Origin of the sequence: Bradyrhizobium sp. 195 (assembly GCF_023101665.1) — a bacterium.
Lineage (GTDB): Bacteria > Pseudomonadota > Alphaproteobacteria > Rhizobiales > Xanthobacteraceae > Bradyrhizobium.
This window is the reverse complement of the sequence record NZ_CP082161.1, coordinates 1,908,223-1,926,806: the sequence shown is the minus strand read 5'-3', so window position 1 is coordinate 1,926,806 and position 18,584 is coordinate 1,908,223. Positions and strand designations below refer to the sequence as shown.

Here is an 18,584-nt window from a genome sequence, read left to right as displayed (position 1 = left end):
CGAAGCCAAGCAAGTCAGGGATCCAAGATGGGCCGGCGCGGACTCAGGCGTGCACGGCGTCCGCCACCAGCACCGGCCGCTGCGGCACCTGGCGCTGGCCACCGCGCCCGAACAGCATCCGCCGTTCGAAAGCGGTCGACCGCATGATCGGATAGCGCTCGAATACCTTCTTGCGGAAGGTCGGGAAGTCCGCCGCCATCAATCCGAACGGCTTGGTGAGGCCCGGAACCAGCCGCGGCTCGGCGACGGTCTCGTGCAGGAACACCCGCCGGTAGAAGGCCTGATGCTCGGGACGCACGATGGCAAGGCCGAGATCGGCACTGAAATGCTCGCAGGCCATGTAGGCCAGACGGGTCGTCAGATAGGGCAATTCCGGAACGCGCTTGACCTGGTCGGGATCGGCGACGAAGCGGGTCGGGTCGATCATGACCTCGCCGCGATCGAGCCGCGGCAACAGGACGTCCGGGAAGACATCGGCCGAGGTGGATTCACGCCATTCCGACGTCAGGACGCTGATGCGCACCGAGCTGCAGAGCTCGCCATGGAGATAGACGCCGAAGGTCCACGCGTTGGGCAGCTCGTCGTAGCGGTCGGTGACCCGCGCCTCCGCCGAGGGCTTGACGGCGCCTTCCCGCAGATAGGCGCGGTAGCGGAGATTGTAGATCTCCTCTTTCTCCGCGACGGTTTCCGCAAGATGATAATCGACGTCGGTCAGAAGATCCGCTCCCCGTCCAACAGCCGAAATGACAGATCTGGCTGAGGACTGCATTCCAACTCCTTACCCACACACTCACGCCTGCGGCATCCAAAGCCAATTCCTGCAAGACAACTTGCGCGGGCGAGATGATTTATTAACACCTCCTTAACAAGTATGCAAAGCAATCGAACGGTTAGGGTTAATCACCGTAGCACTACGGTGACACCACAACATTCTGAAATGATGGGACGTTTCAGGAAATGGACTTACGCGAAGCCGACCACCTGAAGCTGGCCTTCGCCGCGCCGTCCATGCGAGGCGTTGAGCAGCTGGCGCATCCGCACGGCCGGCACCGGGCGGCTGAACAGATAGCCTTGCGCCTCGGAGACGGTGCCGTCGGCGCTGATCAGATCGAGCTGCTCGTTGGTCTCGATGCCCTCGACCACGACGGCCATGCCGAGATCGGCGGATAGCCGCGCCACGCCGCGCAGCAGCGTCAGCGGGCGGTCGGTGTCGATCCCCTCGAGGAACGAGCGGTCGATCTTCACCTTCTGCATCGGGAAATTATGCAGATAGCTGAGGCTGGAATAGCCGGTGCCGAAATCGTCGAGCGAGATGCGCACGCCCAGCGCGTGCAATTGCGACAGGATGTCGTGGGTGAGCTGGGTGTTGCGCAGCAGCGAGGACTCGGTGATCTCGATCTCCAGCCGATGCGCCGGCAGGCCCGACACTTCGAGCGCATAGCGGATTTCGCTCAGCACGTCGCGCTGGTGGAATTGCTGCGGCGAGAAGTTGACGGCGACGCTGACGCCTTCCGGCCACTTCATGCATTCCATGCAGGCGCGGCGCAGGATCCAGCGGCCGAGATCGACGATCAGGCCCATGTCCTCGGCGACCGGAATGATGTCGACCGGCGAGACCGTGCCGCGCACCGGATGATTCCAGCGCAGCAGCGCCTCGCAGGTGGTGATCTTGCCGGACTTCAGATTGACCAGCGGCTGATAGAACAGCTCGAACTCCTCGTTGGCGAGCGCCTTGCGCAGATCGAGCTCGAGGATGCGGCGCGCCTCGACGGTCGCCGCCATCTCGTCGCGGAAGAAGCAGAAGGTGCCGCGGCCGTCCGCCTTGGCGCGATACAGCGCCATGTCGGCGTTCTTGAGCAGCGTGTCGGCACTGGCGCCCTCCGGCGAGGTCAGCGCGATGCCGACGCTGGCGCCGATCTCGACCAGGTGATTGTCGATGCGGTAGCGCTCGCTGAGCCGTTCGACGATACGGCGGGCAAGCGCGGCGGCGTCCTCGGGCGAAGAGATGTTCTGCTGGAACACGACGAACTCGTCGCCGCCGAAGCGGGCGACGAAATCTTCGGGGCGCAGCATCTCGCGCAGACGGTTGGCGACGGCACACAGCAGCTGGTCGCCGCAGGGATGACCGAGCGTGTCGTTGACCTGCTTGAACTGATCGAGGTCGACGAAGAGCAGCGCGGAGAGGCGCTCGGCATGATGCGAATTCTTCAGCAGCCGCTCGATCTCGTCGTGGAAGCTGACCCGGTTGGGCAGCGCCGTGAGCTCGTCGTAACGGGCCAGATGGCTGATGCGGGCTTCCGCATTGGTACGCTCGGTGATGTCTTCCAGCAGCAGCACCATGCCGCCGCCGGTCATCGGCTGGAACGTCCAGGCCAGCGTGCGGCCGCGCGAGGAATCCGGATCGGCGGTGACGATCTCGCAGACCCGCGCATGCTCGATCTCGGCCAGGATCTGGTCGCCGCTCTCCGCCGAGATCGACCCGGCGGAAACGCAGGCCGACACGATATCGGCGGCAGTGGCGCCACGCTTGACGAGGTCCTCGGGCAAGCTCATCAGCTCGCCGAAGCGGTGGTTCATCACCGCAAGCCGGCCATCGGCGCGAAACATGCACAGGCCGTGCGGCATGTTGTTGAGCGCGGTGTCGAACTGGCTCGCCAGCGCGGATTCGCGGAAACTCGAGGTCAACGCCTTGACGAAGATCGCATGCAGGCTGAGGTTGATGTTCTTGAGCCCGATGAAGAAGAACACGAGCAGGATGGCAAGACCGATGTGGTAGAATCCGCCGTGCAGCAGCAAGGCGAGCGACATCGGACCGCAGGCCAGCGCGACGTGCCACTGGATCACCCGGGGCTGTCCGTAATTGCGGGCGGCGCCGCCCGCGGTGTAGCCGATGCCGATGGCGACACAGAGCATGTCGGCGACCGGATCGTTGTTGTTGTAGATGACGACGAAAGCCCACACACCGAGCACCGCCGCATAGCTCAGCGCGCCGATCCAGTAACGCGGCTCCAGGTGCTTGGCCTCTTCGAATGACAGCGGCTGGGTGCGGTTTTCGTATCCGCGCATCTGGAATGCACGTGCGGTGCCGATGGCAATCAGCAGGAACGCGAGCGGCCACAGCCAGACGTCGCCCGTCTTCAACGCAGTCATCACCGCGGCCACGGCCGCGGAGGCCGAGCCTAGGAAGATCGCCCAGAAATTCTGCACCATGGAGTTGATGAGCGCGGCGTAGAGAATCGGCTCCAGCTCGTCTCGATCACTCTGCTTCTGGTCGGCCAGTTGCATTGGCTTGTTACGCGTCCTGTTTGGAGCGTACTTTTACCCAGCCCTAGTGAAGTCTTTCTGAGGGAACATCGTTAAAGTCGAGTTGTTTTTCGGCAACGACGAACCTGTTTCTGCTGATATTTCAAGCAACTAGGCAAGCCCTGCCGGGCTCAAGGTGAAGGAAAGCTTGCTTTCCTCCCCAAACCCGAAAAAATCTGTGCATTTTTTTCGACAACATCGCACGTTGCGGGCGCGGGATTTATTGGCCCGCGGTCGAGGACAAGAGCGGCGACCATGCCGGGTCGGAGGCGAAGCCCGGCGTCGGCACCTTCAGCTCATTGCGTCCCGAAATGTCGACGCTGTACAGCGAGGGGCCGCCGTTACCGCCGGGATCGCGGAAGAACATCAGGACGCGGCCGTTCGGCGAGAAGGTCGGGCCTTCGTTGTGGAAGCCGGAGGTGAGTAGCCGCTCGCCGCTGCCATCGGGCTTCATGACGCCGATCGCGAACTGGCCGCCGCCCTGCCTGGTGAAGGCGATGTAATCACCCTTCGGCGACCACACCGGCGTCGAATAGCTGGCGTTGGTGTCGTCCTTCGAGAAGGAGATCCGCTGCGCCTGCCCGCCGCCTGCGGCCATCACGTAGATCTGCGACCTGCCGCCGCGATCGGATTCGAAGCAGATGCGGGCGCCGTCCGGCGAGTAAGACGGAGACGTGTCGATCGCCGGCGTGTCGGTGAGGCGCGTGGTCGAGCGCGAGCGCAAATCCATCACGAATAGATTGGAATTGCCGCCTTGCTGCAGGCTCATGATGACACGCTGGCCATCCGGCGAGAACCGCGGCGCAAAGGTCATGCCCGGGAAGTTGCCGACGATCTCGCGCTGGCCGGTCTCGATGTTGAAGAGATAGACCTTCGGATCGCCCTGGCCGAATTCCATATAGGTGATCTCTTGCGAGTTCGGCGAGAAGCGCGGCGTCAGCACGAGGTCTGAGCCGCGGGTCAGATAGCGCACGTTGGCGCCGTCCTGGTCCATCATCGCGAGCCGCTTGACCCGGCGTTCCTTCGGCCCGCTTTCGTCCACGAACACCACGCGGCTGTCGAAATAGCCCTTCTCGCCGGTCATGCGCTCGTAGATCTGGTCGGAGATGATGTGGGCGATGCGGCGCCAATATTCCGGCGAGGTGAAATATTGCTGGCCGGCGAGCTGCTGGCCGGAGACCACGTCCCACAGGCGGAATTCAGCCTTGAGCCTGCCGTCCGGCTGTCGCGTCATACGGCCGGTGACGAGGGCCTGCGCGTTGAGCGTCTTCCAGTTCTGGAATTGCGGCGCGACGTCCATGTTGCTGATGCGCTCGATGAAGGCGGCCTGGTCGATCGGCGCGAACAGGCCCGAGCGCTTCAGATTGTTGGTGATGACCTGCGTGACGCCGTTGCCGACGTCGCCGTCGGACGGTGAGCCCGGCAGGAAGTTGGTGATCGCGATCGGGATCGGCTGGAATGCCGTCGGATCGATGCGGAGCCGATCCTGGGCGAAGGCACGTCCGCCCCCGAGCATCGCGAGCGTCGATCCGGTCAGGGTCATGAAGCGGCGGCGGTTCATCGATCGGACGTCATTCATTGCAAAAATCTTTTGTTCGGATGTCACAACATATCTTTCAGGCCGAAAGTCATGGGAATGAGCTTCCAGCTCTCGTACTGCTGCTTCGGCATGAACGAGTAGACCTGACACTGCACGATGGCGCGCTTGGCGCTCTCCGCCACCGCCTGCGCGATCGACCGCGACGGTCCTCGCACCGCGACGACAATCGGCTCGGAGGCGAGCGATCCATCGATCTTCATGGGAATGTCGATGTCGGCCTCGTACTGATCGGCATCCTGCCCATTATAGGTGGGCGTGAAGCAGCGCTTGACCGCGCCCTGGAATGCACCACGCCAGGTCGCGACGTTGTTGGCGGCAGTCCCGGTCGCCGATCCCAGCGCGGCCGACGCATTCAGAGCGGAGCCTGTGAGTTCGTGCCGGGTCGCAGCGCGCTTGTCGAGGTCGCGCTGAATCTGTGCGGGGTCGAAGGAGCGCTCCTTGGGCTTGGGCTGCTGCTGCGGCTGCACGGCCGCAACCTTTTGCTCCACCGGCTTCGGCGGCGGCTTCTTCGTCTCCAGCTTCTTCTGGAGCTCGGCGATCGGATCTTCCTTGGCCGGATCAGGCTTCTTTTCCTGCGGCTTCGGCTCTTCCTTCGGCTTGGCCTCGGCAACGGGCTTCGGCGGCTCGGGCTTCTTCTCGACCGGCTTCTCGACGGGCTTTGGAGGCGGCTCGGGCGTCGAGTTGGTCTTGATCAGCTCTTTCTTCTCGGTGACCTTGCCGACGGCGTCTTCCTCGGGCTTGGGCTCCGCGATCTTCTCGACCTTCGGCTTCAGTTCTTCCTTCTTGCCGGTCTTCTGCCCTGCCATCATCTTGGCGAGCTGATCACTGGAGATGATGTCGATCGGGAGCGACTCTTCCGGCGCGAGGTAGGCCTTGCTGCTGAAGGTGACGAGCCCCCATCCCAGCACGAGGACGTGGAGGGCAATCGACGCAACAAGTGTCTTGTCGACGTTCACCTTCACGGCTTACCCCTGATCCGCTTCCGTGACGAGCGCGAGCTTCTTGAATCCGGCGCCGGACAACAGGCCCATCACCCTGGCCACCGTGCCGTAATCCGCCTTCTTGTCGGCACGCAGATAGATGCGCTCCTCGAGGCCGCCGCGGGCGTCCGTGATCGCCTTCAGCTTGGGCACCAGTTCGTTGATCGCAATCTCGGCGTCGTTGATGAAGACCTTGCCCTTGATGTCGACCGACATCTGGATCGGCTTCTGGTCGTTGTTTTCGAGGCTCTTGGCCTGGGTCTGCGGCAGGTCGAGCGGCACGCCGACGGTCAGCATCGGCGCCGACACCATGAAGATGATGAGCAGCACCAGCATCACGTCGACCATCGGCGTGACGTTGATCTCGGCCACGACGGGCTTGCGCCGGCCTCGGCGCCCGCCGCCTCCGGACGAACTCGCAACGTTCATCGCCATGATGGAGTGCCCAAATTGCCCTTCACACTATACATGCCGCCCTTCAGCCCCGCTCGTCGATCTGACGCGACAGGATGGCGGAAAATTCATCGGCGAAGCCTTCGAGCCGCTGGGCCTGCCGGTTCACCTCGGAGGTGAACTTATTGTAGAAAATAGTGGCAGGAATGGCGGCGATAAGGCCGACGGCAGTCGCAAACAGCGCCTCCGCGATGCCCGGCGCCACCACCGCCAGAGAGGTATTTTTCGACGCCGCGATCGATTGGAAGCTCGACATGATGCCCCAGACCGTGCCGAACAGCCCGACGAAAGGGCCTGCGGAGCCGACGGTGGCGAGCACGAGCAGGCGGCGTTCCAGCCGTTCGACCTCACGCGCGATCGAGACGTTCATAACCTTGTCGATGCGCATTTGAAGACCTGCGACCGAGCGGGTGTGGCTCTCGAAGGAGCGCTTCCACTCGCGCATCGCCGCGACGAAACAGGCTGCCATGGAGTGCGTCGGCTTGGCCGAGAGCGTGCGATAGAGCTCCTCGATCGATTCGCCGGACCAGAATGCCTGCTCGAAACGGTCCATCGAACGGCGGGTACGGGCGAACAGGAAGATCTTGTCGATGGCGATTGCCCAGACCCAGACCGAGCAAGACAGAAGCCCGAGCATCACCGCTTTCACGATCCAGTGAGCCTGCCAGAACAGCGCGATCAGCGACACGTCCGCGGAAGCGGCAACCGGAAGGGCTGACTGAGCCACGTCGGCCGGATTCATAAGCAGTATCCTCTCAAGGCGATCGTTACCCGATGTGCCGGCCAGCAAATGGCCGCCGGTTCCCCAATAGCCGCGCTAGAACCGGCGCGGCCGGCAAGCCCGCTCAAAGCCTTGTCTTTCTGGGGTGCAGGGGCTCGTCCAAAGCCGGCCGTCTGCATTCCCTGCCAAGATGTCAAAACTATGGGCCTTTGGCCCCGGGCCTTGACGGGCCTCGGCTTCGGCTTTGGGCGCGACTGTCCGCCCTTACCAGAGCCCGCCGTTGGTTAATGCGAGGTTACCGGGGGTGAATTTGGCTACGGGAAAGGCAGGCGGCGCAGGCGGTTGGGGGCCGGTTTGCCTCGGACGCAGCGCAGCGCCCTTCGCGTTGCGCTGCAGAGCCGGGATCCAGAATCCGATGCTCTCGTGCGGGCAGATTCGGCCCCGGCTCAGCAGCGCACCGTCAAGGAGACCTGCACTGCGTTCGAAGCCACGAGAGTTCCCGCGTACACGCTGCGAGACCCGGAGGAACCACGCCCCACCCGGAAAATTGTACCGAAAATCACTTTCCGCGAGGTTCTGCCATGACCATCAACCCCAAGACGACCGCCGCCATCGGCGATCACCCGCTCCACCCCATGATCATCCCCTTCCCCGTCGCATTTCTGGTCGGCGCGCCCATCGCCGATCTGGCCTTCATTGGAACCGGCGACAATTTCTGGGCCAGGGCCGCGATGTGGCTGATCGGCGCCGGCATCGTCATGGCGCTCGTTGCGGCCGCGGCCGGCTTTACGGACTTCTTAAACGAGCCCCGCATCCGCCGCCTCAACGATGCCTGGTACCACATGGTCGGCAATCTCGCGGCTGTCGCGCTGGCCCTGGTCAATTTCTACCTCCGCTACGCGCAAGGCGCTGAGGCTGCGATCAAGCCGTGGGGCGTGGTGCTCTCCCTGGTCGTGGTCGGCATCCTCCTGTTCACGGGGTGGAAGGGCTGGGAGATGGTCTACCGGCATCACGTCGCGGTGCTGGATGCACCGGGCCAGACCAGCTCCGAGCCGGTCACGCCCCATCATGGCGGCGAGAGCCACCGCCGCGCCGCCTGAGGCAACGGGCATGTCGCCGGGGCAGACTTCGGCGAACATGCCTTCGGTATTGATCGGGCCGCGCCGCGCGCATCTCATGACGTGATGGCGCATCAGGCCGCTGAGGCGGGCTCGGAGCAGTTGGTCAATCGTGCAGGATGTCCGACCGCGGTGCAGCCGCCGGGAACGTCGGAGGTCACGACCGTGTCGGCGCCGATCCTGGCGAAATCACCGATCCGGATATCGCCCAAAATGGTCGCGCCGGCGCCGATGAAGACGCCGCGACCGATGCGCGGCGAGCGCGTCGGCAGCTCGTTGCCGCGGCCGATGCTGACATTCTGAAGGATGGTGACCTCGTCGCCGATCACGGCATTGGCGCCGATCACGATGCCCGTGGCGTGGTCGAGATAGACGGACGAGCCGATGCTGGCCGCCGGATGAATACTGACCTGCAACACGTTCGACGCCTCGTTCTGAAACAGCAGCGCTGCATCGCGATGATCATGATGCCAGAGCCAGTTCGAGACGCGCCAGGCTTGCAGCGCGACATAGCCCTTGAAATGCAGCAGCGGCGCCAACAGGCTGGCGACGGCGGGATCGCTGCGCACGATGGCCTGCAAGTCGCGCCCGGACGCTTCGACCAATTCCGGCGAGTGACGAAAGGCGTCGCTCGAAAAGGCCGTGAAATGCGTTTGCTCGGCGACGCTGCCGCCAAGCCTGCGCCCGATGAGATCGGCCAGGGCCGCCGCAAAGCCGTCATGGGCGAGGACGGGTTCGGCAAGCGACTTGCCGAAGACGAGATCGGATGCGACCGCACGCCGCGCCTCATCGCGTATCTCCTGCCAGAGGCGATCGGTCGTCGCGGTCACAGCTGCTGTCATCGCCGCCTCCGGTGTTTTGGGGCTTCCTTCATGTCTCAAATATAGCCGGTGGGCACCCCGCGCACCACGCCGCTACCTGAGCACCGTGCCGCAGCTCTCCGTGAGGCTACGAGCTTGCGTGGCGGGCATCCGCAACCATATAGTCAGTCGAGCTTTCGGGCTTTGGCCGGGGATATCCCAGGCAAAGCAGCTGGTTCAAACCCCCGCGGTGGTCCGCCATCCGCGGGTTTTTCGTACCCGGCTGCCCTCGATGCTGCCGCTGCAATCCCGGATCCCCGTTACCTAAGGTCACGCTGAAACATGTCGCCTAACGCGCCCGACGACGACCACCACGACGACATCATGTATCCCTCCGCCGTGCCGTTTCTGTTGGTCCATCTCGGATGCTTTGCGGCGATCTGGTCAGGCGTCACCTGGCAAGCCGTCGCGATCTGCGTCTCGCTGTATGTCGTGCGGATGTTTGCAATCGGAGCGGGCTACCACCGCTACTTCTCGCATCGGGCGTTTGCAACCAGCCGGGTGTTTCAGTTCATCCTGGCGTGCCTTGCGCAAAGCACCTCGCAGAAGAGCGTGTTGTGGTGGGCGGCCAAGCACCGGCACCATCATCTGCATTCCGACACCGAGAACGACGTGCATTCACCGCGTCACCGCGGCTTCCTGTACAGCCATCTCGGCTGGATTTTCTATCGGCAGCACGACGGGACCGACCTCGTGAAAGTCGGCGATCTCGCGGCCTATCCGGAGCTGATGTGGCTGCATCGGCTCGAGCTTCTGCCGGCCTTTGTGCTTGCGGCGCTCTGCTTCCTGGTTGCGGGATGGTCGGGTCTGGTCGTCGGCTTCCTGTGGAGCACGGTGCTGCTCTATCACGCGACCTTCTGCATCAACTCGCTCGCCCATGTGCATGGACGCAAGCGCTACGTGACGGGCGACGATTCCCGCAACAACTGGCTGCTGGCGCTGCTCACCCTGGGTGAGGGCTGGCACAACAATCACCACGCCTACCAGAGCAGCGTCCGACAGGGCTTTCGCTGGTGGGAGATCGACGTCACCTATTACGTCCTGAAAGTGCTGTCCTGGTTCGGAATCGTCTGGAACATGAAGGCGCCGCCCGAACAGGTGCTGCGCAACGAGCAGCCGCTCGGCGCCCGGGTCATCAATCGGGCAGCCCACCAGCTTGCCGGGCGGTTCGATGCACAGGCCCTGGCGCACGCCATCTCATCGGCGCTGCACCGGGCCGACCCGGCCCAGTTGCAGCTGCCGACGCTGCACGACATCCTCAATCGCGCACATGACGGTGTCGACGCGCTGACACACCTGCATCTGCCAAAGATACCGACGCGCGAGGAGTTTCTCGCCGAGGCCAAGGCGATGTTCGCGCGAACGCGATCGCTCAACGAGATCGTCGATCACGCCTACGAACACTTCCTGGCTTCGGTTCGCGCGCAGCTCGCCACGGCGCGCTGAAACACAGCTCAAGCGGCCACCTGGACCCAAGCACAGCCGCGCCGGCGCGTGAAAGAACGCGCCGGTCCAGAAGCGCGATGCGATCAGGATGAATGCTCATCGCGCTTCAGATAGTTGTCTAAGCACGATCTCCCCGCAAACGCGTTCCGCATTTGCTGCGCAGTTTTCCGGATCGTGCTTTAGAGTTTGACCTTCAACCGTCTTGCCGTCTGCGGCCCTACCTGTCCGTCGACGATGAGTCCTTTGGTCGCTTGAAAGGCCGCTACCGCCGCCACCGTCAGGTCGTTGTATTCACCGTTGATCGGCCCCGGATTGAACCCCAGCTGTTTCAAGGCGCGTTGAATATCGAACGACGGACGCCTTCATGCCCGGCTGCCCGAGCGCATACAGCTGGCTCGGCCCAGCCAGGTCGAGCTCTTCACCCGCCTCCCCATACGTAAAGTCTGGTAGAAAGACGCCCGTATCCCAATTTCGGCCCGACACCTTGCCGCGACGAACGCCATAGGCCGTGCCCATCGCCTCCACGGTGCCGCCCTCGCCGTCACACACGACGATGTGTCCCACGGTTGCGGCCGAAGTCTCACCATGCTCCTCTTCCGCGCGCGGACATTGAAGCAGATGCCCCAAAGCAAACCGCCCGCCTGCGTGCTGCGCAGACGGGCGGCTCGGGGCCATCAGGACTTTGGGGGCATGCGCCTGAAGGCCTTGAGAGGTCAGCCTTGAAGGTCAGCCCTGCTGCTGATCGGTCGGCGGCGGGGTCGGACGCGTCTTGTGCTGCGCCATGAACTGGTCGAACTCTTCCTTGTCCTTGGCGTGACGCAGACGGTCGAGGAAGTTCCTGAACTCGACCTGCTCCTCTTCGAGGCGCTGCAGTGTCTCAGAGCGGTATTCGTCGAAGGCACGGTTGCCGGAGGACGGCGGGCCGAAGCCAAAGCCGAAACCACTGCGCTCCATGCGGCCACGCATGCGATCCATCTTGTACTGCATCCGCTCCATCTTGTTCTGCCAGCGATCCTGGTGGCTCCAGCACGACATTCTTCTGCTCCCGAGTGTGAAAAAGAGAAGGGCAAGTCCGATCGGCCACCAGATGATGAAGCCGAGGATGGTCACGGCGATCCAGCCGGGATGCCATGGCGTATCGAGCATGCGGGGGCGCTCGTAGTTTTGATCCGAAGGGCCGCGCCATCGATTGACATCAGCGGTGTAGGCCATTTCCCATCTCCATCACGGCATCCGCGCCGTTGTAAATGTAAATAACATTTACATAGCTAGACCATCCCGCGATTTTGTCAAGCCGGCCGCCTGACACGCCCGCGTGATAATTTACGCAATCTTATTTCGGCTTGCCCCAGGGACCGCCGGGCGGCAGGCCTGAACCGGAGGGCGCCTCCGGTGGCACCGGCGGAGGCTCGGCGCTCTTGGCTGGCGGACGGCGATCGGTCGGGAAGCCGAGGCCACGCAGATAGATCAGCACCTCGGCCTCTAACAGCTCATCCGGCGACATCGGCAATTTTCGTCGCGCGGCGTCCCCTCGCGAAAACAGCGAGGCCACGCCGTGCGCCATCGACCAGATGTGCAGCGCCATCATCATCGCCGGCGGCCGCGGCGTGCCGGGCGGCGCCAGCGCCGCGAGCCTCTCGGCCGCGGCGCGCATGATGTTGAAAGCGCGCTCGCTCGCAGCCTGTAGCGCCGGATTGGCATCGACCGGCAGGCCGGACTCGAACATCGCGTTGTAAAATGCGGGCTCCTCGCGGGCGAAAGCAAGATAGGCCCTGCCGACGCGCTCGAACGCGGTGACCGTGTCGGGACGCCCGTCGTCCCAGGCCGCGGTCAGGCGCGCCTCGAATTGCTCGAAACCGCGCTGGGCGATCGAGGACAGCAGCTCGTCGCGGTCGCGGAAATGCCGATAGGGCGCCGCCGCGCTGACGCCGGCCATGCGCGCGGCATCGGCGAAGGTGAAGCCGGCCGCGCCCTTCTCGGCGATCAGGCCGAGAGCGGCCTGCAGCAGGGCCTCCTTCAGATTGCCGTGGTGATAGCCGCGCTCGGCGCGGCGCTGCTCCTTGCGCCAGCTCATGTGAACGATCCTTACATGAGCCGGGCGTGAAGGTCACTAGCGGGAATCGAGCGCAATGAATCCCGTACTTCCCCGGGTGATGCCGGGCCGGAGCGACGACTTGCGCCCGGAAACGGCGCCTTGGCCGCAGCTACATCTGCGGAATCGGCAGCACGGGCATGACCTCAATCGCCTCGCCCGGGAAGATCGCAAAATGCGGATGGTTCTCGAACAATTTTGCAGCTTCCTCTTGCGAGGCAGCGCGCACCACCGTGAAGCCGGTCAGCGCATTGCTGATCTCGGTGATGCCGCTCGCGTCGATCCTGCGGGTCTTGCCGAGCGGGCCGCCCATCTCGACGATGACGTCCTTGTGCTTCTCGACCCAGCCGTGCCAGGCGGCCATGCCCTCGCGCTCTCTTGCCTTCCTTTCCGCTTCGGGCATCGCATGCCAGGCCTTCATTTTTTCGCCGCTCATGCTGCCGAGATAGACGGCAAGGAATTGGTGCTCGGTGCTCATCGGTCTCTCCCTTGTTGATTTCTTGCTGACGGCCGGGAACTCATCGCGGCCACGGTGGCTAGGTCTTCAGGCTGTCAAACCCCGCGGCGGCCGCTTGCACGTCGGGCGGAAAGTCGCAGATCTCCTGCACCTGCCTGATCTCGATGATTTCATTCGGCGAGGCCGGGCACTGCTTTGCCCAGGCAATCGCCTCGGCCCGCGAGGCCACCTCGATCATCCAGTAGCCGCCCAGAACTTCCTTGGCCTCTGCGAAGGGTCCATCCGTCACGACGGGTTCGCCGGTTGCAAACGAGACGCGCGCGCCCATCGACGGGGGGTGCAAGCCGTCCAGCGTAATCAGCACGCCGGCATCCTTGAGCGCCTCGTTGTAGCGCATCATCGCCGCGACGCGCTCGGGATCGAGTTGCACGTCCGGCGGCGCGGTCTCGTAGCCGAGCGGAATCATCAGCATCATGAATCGCATGAGGTTCCTCTGTACTCCCGTCATTCCGGGCGCGCCGAAGTTGCGCCGCTGGAGTGACGACGGTGCCGCTGTAAGACGAACGCGGCTGCCCAAGACCGACAAGGACGAGGAATTTTTCTCAAGGAAATCTCCGCGGGGCCGACAGAGCCGTCATCAGCGATGCCGAACCCGCTGCGCCTGGGGAACTGCGTCAACACGCCGCGAAAAATAATTCCCGCTCGGCCCGTACAAATACGGCCACCATATGAACTCCGCCGTGCATATGGAGCCAGAACGCTCGCTGGTTGAAATAGATGGCCGACGCACGTGAAATTACGGAATGGGCCGTGCGGTCCGCCTGAGTTTACAAACGCTCAACGAGAGCATGCAATTTTTAGATCGGTAGAAACCGGTACGTCACTGCCGATTCGCGCTACAAATTGCGGGGCTCACGTGTTCAATTTTCAAAGCAAGAAGGTCAGGCACGCCATTGCCGAGGTCGAGGCGCTCGACCGGTCGCAAGCCGTGATCGAATTCGGTCTCGACGGCACCATTCTCGACGCCAACGAGAACCTGCTCAAGATGAGCGGCTATACGCTGGCCGAGATCAAAGGCAAGCACCACAGCATCTTCGTCAGCCCGGCCGAGCGCGAGAGCGCTCGCTACCGCGATTTCTGGGCCAGCCTGAACCGCGGCGAATTTCAGACCACGCAATACAAGCGTTTCGGCAAGGGCGGCAAGGAAGTCTGGGTCCACGCCTCCTACGCCCCGCTGCGCGACAAGACCGGCAAGGTCGTCAGCTTCATCAAGTTCGCCACCGACATCACGGCCTACAAGACCAAGACCATGGAGGATTCCGGCAAGATCGCCGCGATCAACCGCGCGCAGGCCGTGATCGAATTCAACATGGACGGCACCATCGTGACCGCCAACGAGAACTTCCTGAGCGCGATGGGCTATTCGCTCGACGAGATCAAGGGCAAGCATCACAGCCTGTTCGTGACCCCCGAGGACCGCGCGAGTTCGGCCTATGCCGCGTTCTGGGCCAAGCTGAACCGGGGCGAGTTCGAGGCGGCCGAATACAAGCGGCTCGCCAAGGGCGGCAAGGAGATCTGGATCATCGCCACCTACAATCCGATCCTCGACGATAACGGCAAGCCGTTCAAGGTGGTCAAGTTCGCCACCGACGTCACCGCCCAAAAGATGAAGGCGGCCGACAATGACGGACAGCTCGCCGCCATTCAGAAGTCACAGGCGGTGATCGAATTCAACATGGACGGCACGATACGAACCGCCAACGAGAATTTCCTCGAGGCGATGGGCTATTCGCTGGCGGAGATCAAGGGCCAGCACCACTCGATGTTCGTCGAGCCGAATGAGAAGAATTCGCCGGCCTATCGCCAGTTCTGGGAGACCCTCAACCGCGGCGAATACCAGGCCGCCGAATACAAGCGGATCGCCAAGGGCGGGCGGGAGATCTGGATCCAGGCCTCCTACAACCCGATCATCGATCTCAACGGCAGGCCCTACAAGGTAGTGAAATACGCCACCGACATCACGGCACAGGCCATCGGCCGCAAGAAGGCCGACAATGCGCGCGGGCTGATCGAGGCGGTCGCGGCCGGCAGCGAACAGATGAGCGCATCGATCCGCGAGATCTCCGAGACCATGGCGAAGTCGCGCGAGACCTCCAAGGTTGCGACGACGAGGGCCGAGTCCGCGGACAGTCAGGCGCAGAAGTTGGCCGCAGCCGCGCAAGCCATGAGCGGCATCGTCGAGATGATTTCGGGCATCACCAGCCAGATCAACCTGCTCGCACTCAACGCCACGATCGAATCGGCGCGTGCGGGCGAAGCCGGCCGCGGCTTCGCAGTGGTCGCCTCCGAGGTGAAAGGCCTCGCAAACCAGGCCAAGCAGGCGACCGACACGATCACCTCCGAGATCGACGCGCTCAACGTCATTTCGGGCGACGTCGCCAGCTCGCTCACCGCCATCAAGGCCGCGATTGCCGGCGTCAACGAGTTCATCGCCTCCACCGCCGCCGCAGTCGAGGAGCAGAGCATCGTGACATCCGATATGTCGGCAAATATGCAGCGCGCATCGGCAGAGCTGGCGTAGACACCATCTTCATCTCTATCTCCGTTATCCTGAGACGCTCATACTGCAAAGCACTCGAAGGATTGATCGGCCCGGTTTGCGGCCGTCGTCCTTCGAGGGCCGCTGAAGAGCGGCCACCTCAGGGTGACGGTTTGAGCGCTCGACTCCATTGCCAGTGATCGAGCCCTTTGTTCTCCGGGCCAAAGCGCAGTAAAAGGAGCCGCGCTCACGCGCCGCCCTCCCCGGAAACAGGACAAATCAGCCAATGCCGCAAGCCCCGCTAAAAACCGCCCTCGTCACCGGAGCCGCACGCGGCATCGGGCTTGCGACCGCGAAGAAGTTTTTGGCCGAGGGGTGGCGCGTGGCGCTGCTCGACATCGAGGGCGAGTTGCTCGACCGGGCGGTCGCCGAAATCGACCAAAGCGAGACGACGCTGGCGCTGACCTGCGACGTTTCGGACGCAGCCGCAGTGAGCGCTGCGATGACGGCGATCGAGCGGCGGTTCGGCCGGCTCGATGCGCTCGTCAACAATGCCGGCATCGCGGTGTTCGCGCCGCTGATGGAGACGTCCGAGGCCGATTGGCGGCGTGTGCTCGAGGTCAACCTCACCGGCCCGTTCCTCTGCACCAAGGCGGCGGTGCCCTTGATGCGCGAGGCCAATGGCGGCGCCATCGTCAACATCACCTCGATCTCGGCGGTGCGCGCCTCGACGCTGCGCTCGGCCTACGGCACCAGCAAGGCCGGGCTCGCACACCTGACCAAGCAGCTCGCAGTCGAGCTCGCCTCGCTGGGCATCCGCGTCAACGCCGTCGCGCCAGGGCCGGTCGACACGGCGATGGCGAAGCAGGTGCACACCAAGGAGATCCGCGCCGATTATCACGACGCGATTCCGCTCAACCGCTACGGCCTTGAGGAGGAGCTTGCGGAAGCGATCTACTTCCTGTGCTCGGCGAGCGCGAGCTACATCACCGGACAAATTTTGGCCGTCGATGGCGGTTTCGATGCGGCAGGTATCGGCCTGCCGACGCTACGCGGTCAGCGCCGCAACGGGTAGGCACGGAAATTGTAGGTACGGAAATCGTAGGGTGGATTAGCCGCAGGCGTAATCCACCTCTTTGCGATCGCCGGAACGAGACAGATGGTGGGTTACGCCTGCGGCTAACCCACCCTACAAGAGTAAGTTGGTGGAGAGCCCCATGGGACGCATCTCATTGCTCAAAGCCCTGATGCTTGCATGCGCACTGCTGGTCATCACGCCCGCCGCCGCCGAAATCCGCATCATCCAGTCTCCGGGCGGGCAGGTCGGGCCGTTCCTCGATTTGTTCGAAAAGGTGCGCGAGAGCGGCGAGCGCGTGGTGATCGACGGCCCCTGCCTGTCTGCCTGCACGTTGGTGCTGAGCATCGTGCCGGGCGAGCGCATCTGCGTCACCAAGCGCGCCGTGCTCGGCTTCCATGCGGCACGTTCGGTGGACCGGCGCGGGCGCTTCTATGCCGAGCCCCAGGCATCCGAGGCAGTGCTTGCCGCCTATCCCGGCCCGGTGCGCGACTGGATCAGCCGCCACGGAGGCCTGAGCTCCCGGCTGCTACTGTTGAAGGGGCGCGATCTCGCCGCAATCTATCCGCGTTGCCGGTGACGATACCGCGTTCACGCGCGATCGCCGCCGGTGACGATCACCGATCGGAACCGCTGCACAATTCAGCGAGGGAACTTGCCGCCTAGAAAAAAACCTGGACGACCGGCGCAAGCTTCATGCTGACGCAGATGAGCATTCCCCAAAGAGCAAAGTTGATTTGTAGCGCCGCCGCCATCGGTCGCTCCCTTCCAAGTCACGTCCACCCCAGTTTGTACTTATTGTGAAATAGAACTAGCGATTTTGGCGCGGAGTTCACAGCCTAATGTTACGCCAGTTGTTGTGCGATGCGATCCGCATCATTTCACGAAGCGGCCTCACTGCGCTCGCAAAGTGATGCGAGAGCAAGTCGCCATATTCAGCCGTGCCGGCCACGCCGTTTCCCTTGAGTTCCATTTCAACCGACGCGAACGCAAACCTTCTCACGCGCATTTTGCGCGCCGCGTACCGCGCCAAGGGGTCCGGCATGATTCGATACGGCTTCGTCTTGCTCACTTTTTGCGCAGCGCTCATGGGATGCGCAGTCGCGCAGGAGCGTCGTCCGATCGCATGGGACGGTCTCGGCCGAGACCCCAACGTAGCGCCGAACCGCCCGCACGTCACAAAGGAGCACGTGACGAATCAGGCAGCTGCGACAAGCGATCCCAATCAGGAGCGGGAGAGAGTACTCGGCACATTGCGGCCATACTCCGAGGCCTGGTGGGCGGTGCATGACGAGATCGAAGCGGAGAACGACAAGCAGCTCGGCACCAAGCTCGTGATCTGCCCCAGCTGCGTTCAGTCGCCGCGGCAAGGCGAAGACGTGACCGGATCGCTCCGCTGAGGCAGCTCACGATCGATCCGGACATGACGCGTTGCATCCCCTCTCCCGCAAAATGGAGAGAGGGGACTGCGACTCGTTAGATCAGGCAGGCGGTCGCGACCGTCACATTCCTTCCGCCGGGCAGTTCACCATCCATGGAATGCCGAACTTGTCGACGCACATGCCAAAGCCCTTGGCCCAGAACGTCTTGCTGAACGGCATGTTGACGGCGCCGCCGTCGGCGAGCGCGTTGAACTTGCGCTCGCCATCCGCGGGATCCCTAACCGTGAGCGAGATCGCAAAGCCCTGCGGCTTGTGAAAATGCTCAGGCGGGGAATCGGAAGCCATCAGCACGCTGCCGTCGGGCAGTGACATCCGCGCGTGCATGATCATCTTTTCGCGCCCCGGCGTGGCGGGAACCTCCGGCGGTGCGTCCGAGGCGCGCATCATCGCATCGACCTTGCCGCCGAGAACCTTGGCGTAATAGTTGAACGCTGCTTCGCAATTGTCCTGGTAGAACAGATAGGGATTGAGCATCGTTTCTCTCCTTTTCGTTGGTCG

General features: G+C 63.3%; 21 protein-coding genes. 6 read left to right on the top strand and 15 right to left on the bottom strand.

Translation table 11 applies throughout. From position 1 onward, the window contains the following. Positions 1-43 precede the first annotated feature (43 nt). The 6 genes from IVB26_RS08890 to tolQ form a co-directional block, all read right to left on the bottom strand. Positions 44-769, bottom strand: a complete 726-nt coding sequence (locus tag IVB26_RS08890; protein ID WP_247971330.1) for an N-acyl amino acid synthase FeeM domain-containing protein — start codon at positions 767-769, stop codon at positions 44-46. Positions 770-963: 194 nt separating this feature from the next. Beyond that, the gene (locus IVB26_RS08885; RefSeq protein WP_247971329.1) at positions 964-3,285 is read right to left on the bottom strand and encodes a putative bifunctional diguanylate cyclase/phosphodiesterase; all 2,322 of its coding nucleotides are present in this window, start codon (positions 3,283-3,285) and stop codon (positions 964-966) included. Between the two features lie 238 nt (positions 3,286-3,523). Next, on the bottom strand, positions 3,524-4,864 hold the full coding sequence (gene tolB, locus IVB26_RS08880) for a Tol-Pal system beta propeller repeat protein TolB (protein WP_247973119.1): 1,341 nt from the start codon (positions 4,862-4,864) through the stop codon (positions 3,524-3,526). Between the two features lie 41 nt (positions 4,865-4,905). Further along, positions 4,906-5,865, bottom strand: a complete 960-nt coding sequence (locus IVB26_RS08875; protein WP_247971328.1) for a protein TolA — start codon at positions 5,863-5,865, stop codon at positions 4,906-4,908. Positions 5,866-5,868: 3 nt separating this feature from the next. Next, positions 5,869-6,318 (bottom strand): protein TolR, encoded by a 450-nt coding sequence (gene tolR / locus IVB26_RS08870; RefSeq protein ID WP_092254686.1) that lies wholly within the window; start codon positions 6,316-6,318, stop codon positions 5,869-5,871. 43 nt (positions 6,319-6,361) lie between these two features. Then, positions 6,362-7,078, bottom strand: a complete 717-nt coding sequence (gene tolQ / locus IVB26_RS08865) for a protein TolQ (protein WP_247971327.1) — start codon at positions 7,076-7,078, stop codon at positions 6,362-6,364. A 560-nt stretch (positions 7,079-7,638) separates the two neighbouring features. On the opposite strand from tolQ, the gene IVB26_RS08860 reads away from it, so the two are divergent. Continuing rightward, positions 7,639-8,157, top strand: coding sequence for a DUF2231 domain-containing protein (locus IVB26_RS08860; RefSeq protein WP_247971326.1), 519 nt, complete (start codon positions 7,639-7,641; stop codon positions 8,155-8,157). A gap of 92 nt (positions 8,158-8,249) precedes the next feature. Here IVB26_RS08860 and IVB26_RS08855 read toward each other — a convergent pair whose 3' ends face one another. After that, complete coding sequence (locus IVB26_RS08855) at positions 8,250-9,017, bottom strand: serine O-acetyltransferase (protein ID WP_247971325.1); 768 nt, start codon at positions 9,015-9,017, stop codon at positions 8,250-8,252. A gap of 300 nt (positions 9,018-9,317) precedes the next feature. Here IVB26_RS08855 and IVB26_RS08850 point away from each other — a divergent pair, with 300 nt between their 5' ends. Further along, positions 9,318-10,481: an acyl-CoA desaturase gene (locus tag IVB26_RS08850; RefSeq protein ID WP_247971324.1), complete on the top strand. Its 1,164-nt coding sequence runs from the start codon at positions 9,318-9,320 to the stop codon at positions 10,479-10,481. Positions 10,482-10,660: 179 nt separating this feature from the next. Here the strand turns inward: IVB26_RS08850 and IVB26_RS43495 are convergent, their stop codons facing one another. The 6 genes from IVB26_RS43495 to IVB26_RS08825 form a co-directional block, all read right to left on the bottom strand. Then, the gene (locus IVB26_RS43495; protein ID WP_458309342.1) at positions 10,661-10,813 is read right to left on the bottom strand and encodes a peptidoglycan-binding domain-containing protein; all 153 of its coding nucleotides are present in this window, start codon (positions 10,811-10,813) and stop codon (positions 10,661-10,663) included. Beyond that, a complete protein-coding gene (locus IVB26_RS08845) occupies positions 10,773-11,045 on the bottom strand; it encodes a hypothetical protein (protein WP_247971323.1) in 273 nt (90 codons plus the stop codon). The genes IVB26_RS43495 and IVB26_RS08845 overlap by 41 nt, the downstream gene beginning before the upstream one ends. 162 nt (positions 11,046-11,207) lie before the next feature. Further along, positions 11,208-11,693: a DUF2852 domain-containing protein gene (locus IVB26_RS08840; RefSeq protein WP_247971322.1), complete on the bottom strand. Its 486-nt coding sequence runs from the start codon at positions 11,691-11,693 to the stop codon at positions 11,208-11,210. Positions 11,694-11,814: 121 nt separating this feature from the next. Then, positions 11,815-12,555, bottom strand: a complete 741-nt coding sequence (locus IVB26_RS08835) for a TetR/AcrR family transcriptional regulator (protein WP_247971321.1) — start codon at positions 12,553-12,555, stop codon at positions 11,815-11,817. Positions 12,556-12,685: 130 nt separating this feature from the next. Beyond that, on the bottom strand, positions 12,686-13,051 hold the full coding sequence (locus IVB26_RS08830) for a YciI family protein (protein ID WP_247971320.1): 366 nt from the start codon (positions 13,049-13,051) through the stop codon (positions 12,686-12,688). Between the two features lie 58 nt (positions 13,052-13,109). Then, positions 13,110-13,514, bottom strand: a complete 405-nt coding sequence (locus IVB26_RS08825) for a YciI family protein (RefSeq protein WP_247971319.1) — start codon at positions 13,512-13,514, stop codon at positions 13,110-13,112. A 432-nt stretch (positions 13,515-13,946) separates the two neighbouring features. Here IVB26_RS08825 and IVB26_RS08820 point away from each other — a divergent pair, with 432 nt between their 5' ends. From IVB26_RS08820 to IVB26_RS08810, 3 genes are all read left to right on the top strand, one after another. Next, complete coding sequence (locus tag IVB26_RS08820; RefSeq protein ID WP_247971318.1) at positions 13,947-15,611, top strand: methyl-accepting chemotaxis protein; 1,665 nt, start codon at positions 13,947-13,949, stop codon at positions 15,609-15,611. 244 nt (positions 15,612-15,855) lie between these two features. Continuing rightward, entirely contained in the window at positions 15,856-16,644 is a 789-nt protein-coding gene (locus IVB26_RS08815; RefSeq protein ID WP_247971317.1) for an SDR family NAD(P)-dependent oxidoreductase, read from the top strand. 142 nt (positions 16,645-16,786) lie between these two features. Next, the gene (locus IVB26_RS08810; RefSeq protein ID WP_247971316.1) at positions 16,787-17,224 is read left to right on the top strand and encodes a hypothetical protein; all 438 of its coding nucleotides are present in this window, start codon (positions 16,787-16,789) and stop codon (positions 17,222-17,224) included. Between the two features lie 252 nt (positions 17,225-17,476). Here IVB26_RS08810 and IVB26_RS08805 read toward each other — a convergent pair whose 3' ends face one another. Then, the gene (locus IVB26_RS08805) at positions 17,477-17,734 is read right to left on the bottom strand and encodes a hypothetical protein (protein WP_247973412.1); all 258 of its coding nucleotides are present in this window, start codon (positions 17,732-17,734) and stop codon (positions 17,477-17,479) included. Here IVB26_RS08805 and IVB26_RS08800 point away from each other — a divergent pair. Further along, positions 17,688-18,044: a hypothetical protein gene (locus tag IVB26_RS08800; protein WP_247973118.1), complete on the top strand. Its 357-nt coding sequence runs from the start codon at positions 17,688-17,690 to the stop codon at positions 18,042-18,044. The genes IVB26_RS08805 and IVB26_RS08800 overlap by 47 nt on opposite strands. A 102-nt stretch (positions 18,045-18,146) precedes the next feature. Here IVB26_RS08800 and IVB26_RS08795 read toward each other — a convergent pair whose 3' ends face one another. Then, positions 18,147-18,560, bottom strand: a complete 414-nt coding sequence (locus IVB26_RS08795) for a VOC family protein (protein ID WP_247971315.1) — start codon at positions 18,558-18,560, stop codon at positions 18,147-18,149. Between the last annotated feature and the right edge of the window lie 24 nt (positions 18,561-18,584).